12 protein-coding genes and 1 pseudogene are annotated in these 15,146 nt (G+C 36.9%); all 13 read left to right on the plus strand.

Going from position 1 to position 15,146, the window contains the following annotated elements; translation table 11 throughout:
• Nucleotides 1-14 precede the first annotated feature (14 nt).
• The 13 genes and pseudogenes from BKP57_RS12420 to BKP57_RS12485 all read left to right on the plus strand — a co-directional run bounded on the left by BKP57_RS12420 (nt 15) and on the right by BKP57_RS12485 (nt 14,687).
• Nucleotides 15-1,427, plus strand: coding sequence for a PTS galactitol transporter subunit IIC (locus BKP57_RS12420; protein ID WP_072741602.1), 1,413 nt, complete (start codon nt 15-17; stop codon nt 1,425-1,427).
• 447 nt (nt 1,428-1,874) lie between these two features.
• Nucleotides 1,875-1,979 (plus strand): hypothetical protein, encoded by a 105-nt coding sequence (locus BKP57_RS23310; protein ID WP_306423686.1) that lies wholly within the window; start codon nt 1,875-1,877, stop codon nt 1,977-1,979.
• A gap of 80 nt (nt 1,980-2,059) precedes the next feature.
• Nucleotides 2,060-2,278 carry a class II fructose-bisphosphate aldolase gene (locus BKP57_RS23315; RefSeq protein ID WP_072741603.1) on the plus strand — a complete coding sequence of 73 codons (219 nt, stop codon included), beginning with the start codon at nt 2,060-2,062 and terminating at the stop codon, nt 2,276-2,278.
• 501 nt (nt 2,279-2,779) lie between these two features.
• Nucleotides 2,780-2,932: a hypothetical protein gene (locus BKP57_RS22125; protein ID WP_156875326.1), complete on the plus strand. Its 153-nt coding sequence runs from the start codon at nt 2,780-2,782 to the stop codon at nt 2,930-2,932.
• Nucleotides 2,933-3,499: 567 nt separating this feature from the next.
• On the plus strand, nt 3,500-4,048 hold the full coding sequence (locus BKP57_RS12440) for a DUF2812 domain-containing protein (RefSeq protein WP_072741605.1): 549 nt from the start codon (nt 3,500-3,502) through the stop codon (nt 4,046-4,048).
• Between the two features lie 621 nt (nt 4,049-4,669).
• Nucleotides 4,670-6,472 carry a glutamine--fructose-6-phosphate transaminase (isomerizing) gene (gene glmS, locus BKP57_RS12445; protein WP_072741606.1) on the plus strand — a complete coding sequence of 601 codons (1,803 nt, stop codon included), beginning with the start codon at nt 4,670-4,672 and terminating at the stop codon, nt 6,470-6,472.
• A gap of 873 nt (nt 6,473-7,345) precedes the next feature.
• Nucleotides 7,346-9,172: pseudogene (locus BKP57_RS12450) on the plus strand (prolyl oligopeptidase family serine peptidase); the annotation flags it as partial.
• 45 nt (nt 9,173-9,217) lie between these two features.
• The gene (locus BKP57_RS12455) at nt 9,218-10,045 is read left to right on the plus strand and encodes a GNAT family N-acetyltransferase (RefSeq protein WP_072741607.1); all 828 of its coding nucleotides are present in this window, start codon (nt 9,218-9,220) and stop codon (nt 10,043-10,045) included.
• Nucleotides 10,046-10,130: 85 nt separating this feature from the next.
• Entirely contained in the window at nt 10,131-10,715 is a 585-nt protein-coding gene (locus BKP57_RS12460) for a hypothetical protein (protein ID WP_072741608.1), read from the plus strand.
• A gap of 212 nt (nt 10,716-10,927) precedes the next feature.
• A complete protein-coding gene (locus tag BKP57_RS12465; protein WP_072741609.1) occupies nt 10,928-11,167 on the plus strand; it encodes a hypothetical protein in 240 nt (79 codons plus the stop codon).
• 141 nt (nt 11,168-11,308) lie between these two features.
• Nucleotides 11,309-11,872, plus strand: coding sequence for a MepB family protein (locus BKP57_RS12470; protein WP_083547255.1), 564 nt, complete (start codon nt 11,309-11,311; stop codon nt 11,870-11,872).
• Nucleotides 11,873-12,660: 788 nt separating this feature from the next.
• A complete protein-coding gene (locus BKP57_RS12480) occupies nt 12,661-13,335 on the plus strand; it encodes a response regulator transcription factor (RefSeq protein ID WP_050349726.1) in 675 nt (224 codons plus the stop codon).
• 119 nt (nt 13,336-13,454) lie between these two features.
• On the plus strand, nt 13,455-14,687 hold the full coding sequence (locus tag BKP57_RS12485) for a sensor histidine kinase (RefSeq protein ID WP_169770775.1): 1,233 nt from the start codon (nt 13,455-13,457) through the stop codon (nt 14,685-14,687).
• The last annotated feature ends 459 nt before the right edge of the window (nt 14,688-15,146 follow it).

The raw sequence follows: 15,146 nt of genomic DNA on the forward strand, positions 1-15,146 counted from the left end.
GGAGTACATGAAAAATGGATGCAATAATTAAGTTTGCAAACTCAATTTTTCAACCTATTATTGATTTAGGCGCTGCGCCAATGATGTTTATCTTGCTTACTTTACTTGCCGTATTAATGAGAGTTAAAGTAAGCAAGGCACTTGAAGGCGGGCTTAAACTAGCAATCGCATTAACGGGTATTGGAGCAGTTATTGATTTGTTGACTGGGAATTTTGCACCTGCTTTACAAGACTTTGTAAAATCTACCGGCATTGAACTTACCATTACCGACGTAGGTTGGGCTCCGCTTGCAACCATCACTTGGGGATCAGCATATACATTATTTTTCTTAATGATTTTAATTATTGTCAATCTTGCGTTATTAGCAATGAACAAGACAAACACACTTGATGTAGACATTTTTAATTTTTGGCACTTATCCATTACCGGCTTACTAGTTATGTTTTACTCTAATAACCTTTTTATTGCAACAATGTTAGTCATCATGTTAGGGGTTATGAAGTTCATCAATGCTGATTTAATGAAACCGACATTTAATGACTTATTGGACATGCCTGATTCGAATCCTACAACAACAACGCATTTAAATTTTTTATTAAATCCTTTAATCATGTTATTTGATAAGTTTTTTGAGAAAGTGTTACCATTCCTTGACAAATATGACTTCGATGCAGCCTGGCTGAATGAAAAGATAGGTTTCTGGGGAAGTAAGTTTGCTATTGGTATTTATCTAGGGACTTTTGTCGGTCTGTTAGGGCAGCAACCAGTTACAACCATTTTTGCTCTAGCTTTTATCGGCGGTACAGCACTTGAATTGTTTTCTATTGTCGGAACATGGTTTATTGCAGCTATGGAACCGATATCTCAAGGAATTACAGATTTTATGAGTAAGCGCTTAAAAGGACGTACGTTTAATATTGGAATCGATTGGCCTTTCCTCGCTGCTCGACCTGAAATGTGGGCTGCAGCTAATGTCATTGCTCCAATTATGCTGTTTATTGCATTAATTTTACCTGGGAATGGAATTCTACCATTGGGAGGTATTATTGCTATCGGTTTAACACCAGCATTACTAGTCGTCTGTCGAGGTAAAATTATCCGTATGATTCTAATAGGTACTATTATGATTCCTATATTTCTTTGGTCTGGAACAGCGATAGCTCCATTTGTAACTGACGTTGCAACATCTGTTGGCGCTATGCCTTCTGGAATAGAAGGTGGTGCGCTCATTACGCATTCAACTCTTGAAGGACCGGTTGAAAAATTTATCGCTATCTTAGTTGGTAAAGCAAGTGATGGATTTAAATTAGTACCAGTATTAACCGCATTAGGAGCACTTGTAGCTTATTTAGGGCTTTTTGTGTGGTATGTAAAACAGATGAAAAAACGTAATAAAGTGTATGAAGAAGAGAAAAAGGCAGCCTAATAAAAGTCTTTTGCAAAACAAGGCGGACGACTTTTAAAAGACTGCTAATAGAGACCTAACTATTATAGTTAGATATGCTATTTATGCACGAAAAAGAGGAATTTGTCAAATAAGTATGCTTACCTAATTTAGGAGGAAAAATTATGGGATACGTCCTAAACACAAAAGACATGCTTATTACAGCTAGAGAAGAGGGGTATGCAGTCCCGAATTTCAACATTCATAATTTTTAAACAATTAAAGTGGTAACAGAAGCTGCAATGGAAGCGCAATCACCGGTTATTTTGGCGGCAACCCCTGGGACCATGAATTACGCAGGATGGCATCTATTGAGGCTATAACAGAAGTTGCCGCTAAGGAAAATGATAACCTGATTGCTTTGCATTTAGACCTTCATGAACATTAGAAACCAACGAGGAATCATTAAAATTGGGTATGAAGTCTGTAATGATAGATGGATCGCATTCCACTTTTGAAGAGAATATTAAACTCACAAGAGGGTTGTTGAAAATTCCCAATACTATGAGACTAGCTAGAAGCAGCGCTTGGTAGCCTTGTCGACCAAGAAGATGATATGCTTGTTGAAGAAGAAGACATAATTTATACAGATTCCAGATACGGTTCAAGAATTTGTGGAACGCACAAGGTTTGACTCGCTTGGTGTAGCTGTTGAGACGGGTCATAGCGTCTATGAAACTAAACAACATCTTGATTTTAATAGATTAGAAAGAATAAAAAATTTAGTTGATATTCCAATTGTTCTCTACGGTGCCTATGGGATTGCTCAAGAAGACGTTCAGAAATGTATTTCTCTAGAATGTGGTAGTGACTATTTATTTCAACAGAACTAAAAATCCCCCTTTCTAAAGCATTGCGTGAGCACATGATTATGCATCCCAGTGAAACTGATCCAAGGAAATACATGGAACCTGCAAAAGCAGCAATGAAAAATGTCGTTTTAGAAAAAATACTAATGTGTAAAAGTATGGAAAAGCAAAATCTGATACAGAATATTTATCTATTAAGGGAACTTCTTAAAAATCATATAATTGCCGGATTAATTACGAAGCAGGTAACTACTTTAGTGTTAAACTGCTCCCAATTGTTAGACATATTTAATAATAGGAGATGCAGTTTTTTTATGTGCCTAAAAGGATGGAGCACAGTAAAGTCGCATACCGAAGCAGGAAAGTCGTGCATCAAAACGAAAAAGACGTGCGCAAAAGCTTGTTATTCCCTTGTTAAGCTAAGATAATCGAATTAGCAATTTTGAAAAAGGGAAGGGCGTTTATAATTTAGAGCGTAAATCTTCCAAAAAGAAAGCGAACTTCTCTAAAGGAAGAACGGTATGGATGTATGCTCCTGATAAGTTGGAAGCATGGCTGAAGTATATGGCATTAGCAGGAAATGAATTACTAACTGAGGCGAATTTGGAGCAAGGTTTCATTTTCAACAATCAAAGGCGAAACAGATCCACTATTGTGTCGATTATCAAAATCATTTAGATGATGCTTATTTTGATTTCATCGCCAAGCAGGTTGGGTACTATTATACTCTTCGACTGGATTTATGAATACATGGTCAATCTAGGCAAAAGAATACAAACGAGGAGAACCTGTTCCTCAAACACTATTATGATAAAAGGCATAAGTTAAAACATGCAGGGAGAGTCACCATAACGTATTTTGCGATGTCAATTCTTGCGATGTTACTGTATCTATAGTTAATGAATGATTATGTACAAGCTGGCTTATATAAGGAGAACACATTCCAATTAGTAACTATTGGGTTTAATTGTTATCCAGTTTACTGCTTTATCCATTCCATTCGATCTAGTTTATATTACAGGATAGTTAAGAAAAAAGTGGAAGGATATTGAAAGCAAATTAATTCAGGATGAGATATCAGTCATGGAAATTCTAAATGGCTGATATTTTTGATTGTAAACGTAGCTCCTCCTTAGAGAAACAGAGTAACGGTTTTAAATGAACGCAACATCATATTTCATGGGCGAGAACATATGCTTAAGTGAGGAAAGAAACTTCAGTTAAACAGCCAAGGAGGTGTTGATAGTGAAAAAAGTGTGGAAGCCATTTTGGAGTTATGATGTAAAGAAAACAGAAAGATGGCTCCAGACAAGAGCTTTGCAAGGACAACAATTAGTGAAGATAGAGCCTAATCTTCGGTTGTTTATTTTTAAAGCAGGGAATGATCCTCAACTTATTCGCTATCATATCGCCTATTATAAACGAAAGCCAAACGATGAGTTGCCTTTGGCATTACAGCAAAATGGTTGGAGGAAACTTTGTCAAAAAGGTTGTTGGTGTGTTTTGTCCAATCAAAAGCAAACGACAGATTTAAAAATTTATCCAGTCCGAAATGAAATCACCAAACGGAATCGTCACCTATTATATTTTTATGCTGCTTTAACGATGTACCTGCTGCTTACGACGCTGTTGTTTCTTCTTATGAGTGGTATTCATATTTTTTATTTTGGATCTATACTTACTTTCACTCCAATTTCATTATGGATTACCCTTCTCATGCTGAGTAATGGCTTGTTTCTTATTGGTACATTTTCCATTGTTCGTCTCTACCAGTCTAATAAACATTTTTGGTAAATTAATATTTAAAAAAACATAAAGTTACTTGGTGGCAATGGAGAATGGTGGCAGGTTAATGAGAACTTATTATAAAAATTGTAATTTTAGCGTGCTATAAAAAATATTTTCTACATGATTTTTCGTTTTCTCAACTCAAATATATTATGTATGCGTTTCACTTTTGCCACCTTTGCCTCATACTATATTTATAATCAACTTAAAAAAAATCTTCCATCCACTATCTAGACAGAGACGGTGTCTTTCCACTCGCAACGGAAAAAATGATTGACTTAAAATGCAAAACAAGGTTAAAATGTGGTGTATCCTTTTTTGGATGATTCAAATATAGAAAGGAGCATTAAAGGTATACGAATTTTTTAAAAGCGCCAGGACTATGCATCCGATCGGCAAGAAGCATAGTTGACGAGGTTGGAGGTTATCGAATGTTCGGCGGGTGCCTCCCGATTGTACATCTCAATTGTCAAGCTCTTCCTTAAAACAATGAGGCAACTTATTGGCCAAAGGGAAACGGCAAGATGTTACAAAAACAATCACGAGAAAGGGGCAGTCAACGCCCCTATAATATATATTTATTTTGGAACGTTGGTCCTGCCCCTTTTTACAAGGAGGACTACAACTATGTGTGGAATTGTAGGATATATCGGACAGGATGACACGAAAGAAATTTTATTAAACGGCCTTGAAAAACTTGAATACAGAGGTTATGATTCAGCAGGAATTGCAACTTTAAATGATGCAGGCGTTCAAGTTGTGAAAGTCAAAGGTCGAATTGCAGCGCTTAGAGAAAGCGTAGATAACTCTGTACATGCAACGATGGGAATTGGCCATACCCGCTGGGCTACACATGGTGTGCCAAGTGAAGAAAATGCGCATCCGCATCAAAGCGCGTCTGGCAGATTTACACTTGTTCATAATGGAGTTATTGAAAATTACCAAGAGTTAAAAGAAAAATATCTTCGCGACGTGCATTTTGCTAGTGAAACAGATACAGAAGTTATTGTGCAACTGATTGAAAAGCTGTTTGCAGTAACAAATAATACAGCAGCAGCTTTTCGCAAAGCAATGAGTCTGTTAAAGGGATCCTATGCGATCGGTATGATAGATCATGAGCATCATGATACGCTGTATGTTGCTAAAAATAAGAGTCCTTTATTAGTTGGATTAGGGGACGGATTTAATGTTGTTGCAAGTGATGCCATGGCAACTTTAAAAGTGACAGATCAATATGTTGAAATCCATGATCGTGAAGTAGTGCTTGTTCATCGTCGATATATTGAGATTCAAGATCTTAATGGGAATTCAATCATGCGTGAACCATATACAGCCCAAATCGATGCCAATGATATTGAAAAAGGAACGTATTCGCATTTTATGCTAAAGGAAATCGATGAGCAGCCATTTGTTATGCGTAAAATTATTAACGAATACCAAACGGAAAACAATGAACTGAAGATGGATACAGGCGTCCGTCAAGCGATGAACAGCTGTGATCGCATTTATATTATCGCAGCTGGAACGAGTTACCATGCTGGATTAGTTGGAAAAGAATTTATCGAGAAACTTGCCAATATTCCAGTTGAGGTTCATATCGCAAGTGAATTTTCATACAATACGCCACTGTTGTCAGAAAAACCACTATTTATTTTTATCTCACAAAGTGGAGAAACAGCAGACAGTCGGGCCGTATTGGTAAAAATTAAAGAAATGGGACATCCGGCATTAACGATTACAAATGTGCCTGGATCCACCCTTTCTCGTGAAGCAGATTATACGTTAAACTTATATGCAGGTCCAGAAATTGCGGTTGCTTCTACCAAAGCCTATACAGCCCAAATCGCTGTTTTGGCTATATTAGCGGTTGATACCGCAAAAACAAAAGGACTATCGTTGGATTTTGATCCAATGCGTGAACTTGCTATTGTTGCCAATGCTATGGAAGTGCTAACTGATCAAAAAGAAGCAATAGAAGATTTAGCACGTAAATACTTGCGTACAGCACGCAACGCCTTTTTTATCGGTCGAAGCATAGATTATCATGTATGCTTAGAAGCAGCACTTAAACTAAAAGAAATTTCCTATATCCAGGCTGAAGGCTTTGCTGGTGGAGAATTAAAGCATGGTACGATCGCTTTAATTGAAGAAGGAACTCCAGTCATTGCATTAGCCACCCAAAAAAATGTCAATTACTCGATTCGCGGCAATGTGCAGGAAGTAGTAGCTCGTGGGGCTAATGATATGGTGATCAGTATGAAAGGATTAGAGCAGGATACAGATGCATTCGTCATCCCGCATGTTCATGAATTGCTCACACCACTTGTTAGTGTCGTGCCGTTACAACTATTGTCTTATTACGCTGCATTACACCGTGATTGCGATGTTGATAAGCCACGTAACTTGGCGAAAAGTGTAACCGTAGAGTAATGAGTGGTTGAAGTGGGAGTTTATCTCCCTGTTACTTTCTTCTACCCCACGCTAAAAAGTCGGTCCTACTGCTGAATGTTGGTACATTCGAGTGAAGAACGTGAGGAAATAAGAAGGGGCAGACAGCCGTTTTAAGTCAAGCAATCTCAATAAAAAATTAGGCTGGATCCAATATGGATGGGTCCAGTCTTTTTCTTCTGTTCAATATCTGTCCAATCCCTTATCCGTAGCGTGTTGAAGTGGTTTCCATATCGCTTTCTATACAGTTCTAAAGAACACGAGATAGAAAAAAGAGAGGAAAAACGTGCTTTTTAGGGGAGAACTTAATAACATTGCCCTGAGTGAGAAAAGAGGAGAAAAGCTTGGAGGATAAGGGGGTAAGGGTGATTTGGAAAAGTACCGAGAAAGTAACAGGGTTCATATAGTAGAGTGCAGAAAAGGAGTAGAAACAGGACGAAAAAGGAAGGTAATGAAAACCTTTATATTTGACTTTTGATACTGATAAGCTAATAAGGGAATTTGCGAAAACGGATGCCACTCCCTTGATTAAAGGTATTATGCAGCAGAAACAAGTGACCTTAAAGCGTTAAGATTTTACAAATAATATAAAATTAAAGAATACGAGTGTAGTTCGACATTAGTTGAAGCAACCTAAAGTTTTCTGTTGTATATGTATTGACTACATATGCTCCTGTATCTCAAGGGCAACACCCGCTCAAACCTCTGGTACTTTTTGAACTCGTATTACAAGGAATTTTCTTGTAATACACAATTGGAAGACTATATAATGAAACAAACTGAGAGTAATAAAATGATATAAGGTTTTCTGCTATAAACCAGTGCGTGCGTTAATTATATGGTCGATGAGAAGCGTTAACATCTAGGGATATAGATAGTGCATCCCCATCTTGGTCGCCAGATTCTCAGTATATCGCATACCTTAGTCCAGTTGGTGACAAGGATAATAAGAAAAATCAGATCTTTATTAAGTCCATAGATAATTATAGTGGGGTTCAAATTACGGATGAGGAAGAAGGGGTAAGTAAATTCAAATGGGATCCTACTAGCAAGGGTTTTTATTATGTCGCACAGTCAAAAGAATCTGAGATGATAAAGAAGCGTAAACTATATGAGGATTTCCAACATATAGGTAAGGAATACCAGAATAATTGCTTATATTACATTGAAATACCAAAACTGATACACAACGATGAATTTGGACGTTTAGAAAAATTCGATAGTTCTGGCGAGAATAAAGGGGAGTGTGAAACTAGCGTCGTTTATCAACTAACTGATGGGATGGATTTTCATATTCATGAATTTGATATTTCAAATGATGGAAAAAAGGTTGTATTTATGGCTACACCAACCTCAAACATGGGAGATTATATTAATGGAGAACTATACTTACTAAATATCAAAGCTGGAGAGCTACAAAAGATGAATATAGATAAGTTGTTAGGAGGGAGCGTTTGCTTTTCCCCTGAAGGCCGCAAAATATGTTACTCAGCAAGTATAAAGGAGAAGGACTATTATAAGACCCATATACAAGACAGTACACTAGAGATATATGATATTCCTACTGGAGAGCTAATTCAACCTTTGACAGACTTTGATAGTACGGTTATTCCAATACGATGGACATCTAAAGGAATTTTAATTAGATGGCAGAATAAAACTAATTATCTTATTGGGTTGCTATCTGAGGATGGCACTGTGGAAATGCTAAGCGAAAAAGTAGATAGCTTTATAATGGATGCTTCTATAACAAGGGATGGAAATCATATATCATATAATAAGGCTATAACAAATGAAACCTTTGAAATCTATTTAGATGATAAAAAAATAACAAGTGAAAATAGCTTTTTCAAAGAAAAGCTTAAAAGTAACAGGGAAATAATCTCATGGCAAAGTAGCGACGGGTTGAAGATAGAGGGTGTTTTATCAACCCCGGTGGAGTTTGACGCAAATAAAAAATATCCATTGTTAGTGATAATTCATGGTGGCCCGGCTTGGGCATCCTTTCCCATATTCTCAGATTGTTTTAATGAGAAGTATCCTATTGAACAGTTTATCGAAAAAGGCTTTATCGTTTTAGAACCAAACTACAGGGGAAGTTCTGGTTATGGTAATGAATTTTTAAAAGCAAATTATAAAAAATTGGGAATTGCTTACTACGATGATGTTATATCTGGAGTGGATAAACTAGTTGAAAAAGGTATTGCAGATAAAGATAGGGTAGGGGTTATGGGATGGAGCAACGGGGGATATATAGCAGCTTTTTGTTCCACATTTAGTAGTAGATTTAAAGCTATTTCAGTTGGGGGTGGAATTACTAATTGGCGTACTCATTATGTAAATACAGATATGCCTTATTTTATTAGGATGCATTTAGGAAATAATCCATGGAATGATCCAGAGATATATGCTAAAACTTCACCAATGACATATATTAAATCAGCCTGTACGCCTACCTTAATCCAACATGGTGAAAAGGATGCAAGAGTTCCAACTCCAAATGCATTTGAGCTTTATCAAGGATTAAAGGATATGGAAGTTGATACAGAATTAGTCATATTCAAAGGAATGGCATATAGTTCTGACCAGCCAGGAATGAATGTAGCTATTATGAAGCAGAATTTGATGTGGTTTTCACACTATATTCTTGGAGAGAGTGTGAAAGACTTTAGGGTTTTATAAAGCGGTTTCTTAAAATTGAGAGTCGAAAGGTTGGGGGGATGTCTTATGATATCAGAATTGGATAAAGCTGCATTTCATAAGTGTAGAAAGTTGATAAATGAACAAGGGCAGTTAGAAGCAATTGCAATTGTTGAAAATATAAATCCTGGTCGTATTTTTGTAGATGATGTTAATGACCCTGCATCTGGGGTTATTTGGTTAGGAAATAATGATGGATTTATATTTTTCGGAAACGAGCAAAATGAAGGATTTATTCATAAACTAAACAACTTTATCAACCATGTAATTATAGCAGAGGCAAAAAAAGTCCAACTAAAATGGTTTGAATGTATTGGTAATCATGAAAAGTGGAATAAAGTTATTGAAAAGGCCTTTGAACATCGTAAGTTGGGAAAGTGGAATCAGAAGGTTTATAGTCTACAGCCAGGTGATTATAAAGGCAATAGTAAACCTGAGATTGAACAAGAATATAAGGTTGCAAAAATGTGTGACTTTCTCTTTGAAAATAATAATAACCCAATAAAAAACAAATTTTTACAAGCAAAAATATCAGAGTTTTGGGATTCAACTGAAAGATTTTTGCGTAATGGCAGGGGTTATTGTATTGTTTATCAAAATGAAATCGTGAGTGTTTGTTTCTCAGGCTTTATCGCAGGCAATGTCCACTGCATTGATATTGAAACATTAAAAGCTCATCAGGGGAAAAAGTTGGCCCAAAGAATCGCTCATCACTTTGTTGAAGATTGTATAGAGAATAATCTGGTTCCATATTGGGATTGTATGGAAATGAATAAACCCTCTGTTGCAGTTGCGGAAAATATAGGGTTACGAAATATATTTAATTATGTAGGGTATGATTTTTCATTTGAATAACATGTAATAATTCATTGAAGAAACCTGATTAGACCAAGGTTACAAACGGGCGCTGTCATGGAAGAAGGTATCTAACAAAAAAATTGTGCAAGAATTAGCGCAGGGAGGAACTCATATTTATAAATATTATATAGCATTTACAGCAATTCTTGTCCTGTTCATTTCAGGGTGTAGCTCATCCAACCAGATTAGCAATAGTGATTTAGAAGAATATGACGTGGAAAAGAAAATAGACGAAAGTATTCAAGGCGATTTTGTTTTTCGGCTTGTCAGTGATAAGAAAGAGTATGAAGCAGGGGATGACGTGAAATTATATGGCGAAATAACTTATGTAGGGGATAAAGATAAGGTTAATATACATCATTCATCATCTGCTATTCTTTTTCCAATGGAAGAAAAGGTACGAGGGTTTGACATTGGATTTGTTGTAAAGGAAATCGGGTTGTCAACTATGCTTAAACAGGGGGAGCCTTACCGAGAAGAATACAGGAAAAGTGGGAAATATGTAGAAGACGCACCCATTGATTATGTGAAGTTTATGGAAGAATTTTCAGGAATAGATGGCTTTCCTCCAGGATACTATGTTGTCAATGGTGAGACAGATTTTTACTTAGAAGGTCAAGAAAGAATAAATATGAAAGCGACAATAGATTTTAAAGTTGTCGAATAAGTTATACTAAAGCAATTGAAGGTTTCTAGGGGCGTTCTGAAATCGACATGAAAACAACGGTTAATTAGATCAGAATATATTATTGAGGGAAATGTTATGAAATAATAAAGTACGTTATTAAGAGCTATGGACCTTTTGATGGTTTTGCTTGATAGTATAATGTGCGTCAGTGGACTTGACAGCACTTTTTCTCCAAACACAAGGGTATGATCATGGACTTTCCTTCTGTTAAATTTTTCATTGTCATGGTTCCATTGCATTCACCTATGCATCAAGCAGCTGGCTTGTTTGAACTAACTCAGCCACTCAAGCTACCAATGTTGCAAATGATAGGAGAGAATGATAGGGAAGTATTTTTAGAAGTGGCTCCGCACTTTCGCAATAATTTTGCTGGAGCTAGTGAGTTTGTCATAATGGACAACATGTTTATCCATTATCTACAACCAACTTAGAGAGGAAAGTAATCCGATTATTAAAGAAGTAAGAATTAAAAATTCCTAACTTACAAGATAGGTAATTGTGCTAGACTAATATTCAATGGATGATTTTACAAAGCAAAGAAATATAATAGATTCCATAGAAAGGAAGGCTATATGACTACTCACAAATCGGAAAATAAATTGGAGTCCGGGCAGCAAATTATTGACCCAGCAACAAATATTCTGCCGTATCACTTGGAAATGGCTATTAAAGTTTATGAAGCTTGTGGAATGACAGTGACGAATAAGGTTATTCGAGAACCAGAAAGTGCTGAGTATAGTGCTTGCCGTTTTGGAATGGAAGGGAAAGACATCGTTTTTCGGGAAGCAAAGACAACACCAGTTAAAATAGGTCAGTTCGTAACAATATGGAAACGTCCTATGGATATAATTATCCCATTTGATAGCACGGATAGTGTAGATTTTATCGTTATAGGTATAAGCAGTTCACAAAACCAAGGCCAGTTTGTTTTTGATAAAAGAATACTCATCGCAAAGGGAATTATGTCTCATAATAGCAAGAAAGGAAAAACGGCTTTTCGAGTCTATCCGCCGTGGACTGAACCTGTGAGCAAGCAGGCTGTGAAGACACAACAATGGCAACTCCGTTACTTTTTTCATTTTGGGCCACATATTGCTATTGATAAAGAAAGCATACGTAAACTTTTTAATCTTTAATGATTAAATTCTCCACTGTAAGCAGTGGAGAATTCACTATGCCTGTTCAGAAAACTTATAAATCACTGAAGTATTAGTAGAAAAATATGGTGTATAACGTAATAGTAATTAGGGCTTGCGATAAAGATTCTCTATACAATATTGATTAAGAATTTCGAAGAGTTTCTTATGATTGTTATGCTCAACTTATAAAGAAAAATCATTTTCTGAAAGAGCAGACGGCAACGCTTTTCCTTTTCAGCAAAGACAATCATCGTATTCAAAGTAACCCCAAAAGGAATTTAAAAATATCTATATACAAGAAGACTAGAAGAGTGGATTAATAAGGTGTGGAACAAATATCAAGTAAATTTGCTTCCTTTTGCTTTAACTAAGTGTTTCGCTTTTTTGAAAATGAGGAATTACCCTTAATTACAGCTCCTATGCAGTGTCCCATAATATATCGGTTTAGTTGTTGCAAGAATGGAAGCCGATGCCGATTTATTAAACATAACACATCTTTTCATGGAAAATGAGGGGAAGTTGACTTCGCTCTGCTCTTTTCAAAGCGGCTGTAATTGCCTAAAAATGTACGTCCGTTATTATATGTTGGAGTACGCTTAATAGCCTTCTCTCGTATCCTTCATCGTGATTTGATGCTCTCAATTTACGGCTGTATGCGATTAGTGACATGACTGCTATACTAGAAAAAAAACAATCCCATTTGTATGTAAGTATCTGCTATAAAAATAGTATAATAGGTGGGTGGAATCAGGAAAACGAGAATACCAGTTTAAGGATGATGGAAAGTGATTCGGATATTAGTAGCAGAAGATGATCCTCATATTCAACGGCTCATGAAAGTCTACCTTGAGCCTGAAGGATTTCAGATTTTACAAGCCTTTGACGGTGAAGAAGCTTTGGATGTAATAGAGAACAATCAAATCGATTTAATGATCCTTGATATTATGATGCCAAAGGTGGACGGCTTTGACGTATGCCAAGAAATCCGCCAATTTTCGACTGTTCCGATATTAATGGTGACTGCGAAAGGGGAATCTGCCGATAAGGTGAATGGTTTTCGGAGTGGGACTGATGATTATATCGTGAAGCCGTTTGACCCTGTTGAATTAGTTTTACGGGTAAAAGCATTATTGCGCCGCTACCGGATAGCCTATTCTTCGATTATTACGATTGGCCAATTAAAATTGGACGAACAAAAGCAAACGGTGGAAATCGATGATCAAATCATTGTATTGCCGCCTAAAGAGTTTCAGCTCTTTTTTAAATTGGCCAGTTATCCAGGAAACATCTTTACAAGAAGCCAGTTAATCGAACAAATTTGGGGAATTGACTATGAAGGCGATGAAAGGACGGTGGATGTTCACATTAAACGTATCCGTCAGCGGTTTGGAAAATGGACGAACCAGTTCCAAATCGTTACAGTCCGCGGTTTAGGCTATCAATTGGAAGTGAAAAAATGAAAACATTATATACCCGGATTGTTATTGTCTATATCATTACAGTTATGATCAGTCTTGTGATCGGTTTTTTCACGCTTACTCTGCTATTTCGAGAAAGCCTTGGGAATGATCAAGAAGATATGTTGATTAAACAAGGAGAAGGCATTATTACGCTATTTGAAAAAATTGATGATATTTCAGAAATGAAGGCGCTGGCAAATGAGTTGTTGGTACCTATGTTCGTTGATTTCGCTATCTATGATGCGGAAGGGAAGCTGGAGGTTTTTGGAGTAAACAAAAGATCAATTCCAGAAGAAAGGGTTCAACAAGTTTTAAAAGGAGGCGTATATAGGGAAGACGGGAGTGACCCGAATAAACCAATCGTCGGCCTTCCATTTCAAAAAGATAACAAACGTTATGCATTATTTGTTTATGTCAGTGATAGCGAGATCAAAAACGACGCCTATCAAGTGATTCTTTTGGGCTTTTTAAGTGTGTTAATTTCTGGCAGTATTTTAATTTTGATTGTCTCCCGCTTTATCGTCAAGCCATTAACAAAAATGACGCAAGTAACGCAAGAGTTGGCCAAAGGGAATTTTGATATTCATCTCAATTGGAAACGAAAAGATGAAATCGGTGTGTTGGCAAGAAATTTTGACATTATGGCGGAAGATTTAAAGAAACTCGAACAAATGCGGAGAAACTTTATTTCAGATGTTTCTCATGAAATTCAATCTCCTCTTACTTCGATTCGCGGATTCTCCAGGGCATTGAAGGAGAAAGACCTGCCCAGTGCGGAGCGTTTGGAATTTCTACAGATTATCGAATCGGAAAGTGAACGGCTATCACGCTTAAGTGGTCACTTGCTTCAACTCGCATCATTGGAATCGGACCAACACCCATTTGAACCGAAAAGTTTTTCCGTTGATGAACAAATAAGAGCGATTATTTTAAAGCTGCAACCGGAGTGGTCGAAAAAAGACATACAATTTACTTTAGATTTACCAAAAACGTATATTGTAGCAGACAAGGATTTGCTGCATCAAGTTTGGCAAAATATCATATATAACAGCATTAAATATAATAAGGATGGAGGCACTATTGGTATACGGTTAACGAAAAAGGCTCGTATAATCATCGTTGAAGTTGAAGACACCGGAATTGGTATTGCCGAGGAACACCTGAGGAACATTTTTGAGCGATTTTACAAAGCTGAACAGTCCCGGTCAAAGAAAAATGGCAGCGGCGTCGGCCTTGCGATTGTAAAAAAAATCTTGGAATTGCATCATGGCAATATTTACGTAAGGAGCAAGCTTGGAGAAGGAACCAAGTTCATCATTACACTCCCCTTAAGAAAACAAACCAAAAGATAAAATATAGATGTGAGGCTGGGGCAAAACTAAAATAGCTGATTAATAAACGAACAAAAAATCGTCCTTGTGTATACGCAAGTTTTTAGTGTAGTCAAAATATGTAGACTCCTGCGGGAATAGCTCGAGCTGAAGATCCCGCGGGAAAGCGATCTTTGCTTTCCGAGGAAGCTGAGACCTTGCCCGCGGAAAGCGAAATATGTTGACGTAGCGATGATAGGAATTTTTTAAACTCAAACAAACCGAACAATTATAAATGAATTGTTCGGTTTTTGCGTGCGCCCTGCATGGGCGAAAACTTGGTGGTGAAAGTCCACTACAGGCTTGGCAGTAGGAACTGTTAGCGGAAGGCAAGGTGGCTATCGTGAGGTAGTGGCTGAAGGAAGCTGGACGCAAACTCCTGAACTGACGAACAGAAATTAGATAGAAGGCTGAATTAGGTCGGATAAATCTGCGCAACAA

Source organism: Virgibacillus sp. 6R (genome assembly GCF_001895305.1).
Lineage (GTDB): Bacteria > Bacillota > Bacilli > Bacillales > Amphibacillaceae > Virgibacillus > Virgibacillus pantothenticus.

Bases quoted from the DNA above. Each gene is read 5' to 3' on its own strand.
- BKP57_RS12420 (WP_072741602.1), top strand. From the start codon at position 15: ATGGATGCAATAATTAAGTTTGCAAACTCAATTTTTCAACCTATTATT.
- BKP57_RS23310 (WP_306423686.1), top strand. From the start codon at position 1,875: ATGATAGATGGATCGCATTCCACTTTTGAAGAGAATATTAAACTCACA.
- BKP57_RS22125 (WP_156875326.1), top strand. From the start codon at position 2,780: ATGTATGCTCCTGATAAGTTGGAAGCATGGCTGAAGTATATGGCATTA.
- glmS (WP_072741606.1), top strand. From the start codon at position 4,670: ATGTGTGGAATTGTAGGATATATCGGACAGGATGACACGAAAGAAATT.
- BKP57_RS12455 (WP_072741607.1), top strand. From the start codon at position 9,218: ATGATATCAGAATTGGATAAAGCTGCATTTCATAAGTGTAGAAAGTTG.
- BKP57_RS12465 (WP_072741609.1), top strand. From the start codon at position 10,928: ATGGACTTTCCTTCTGTTAAATTTTTCATTGTCATGGTTCCATTGCAT.
- BKP57_RS12470 (WP_083547255.1), top strand. From the start codon at position 11,309: ATGACTACTCACAAATCGGAAAATAAATTGGAGTCCGGGCAGCAAATT.
- BKP57_RS12485 (WP_169770775.1), top strand. From the start codon at position 13,455: ATGTTGATTAAACAAGGAGAAGGCATTATTACGCTATTTGAAAAAATT.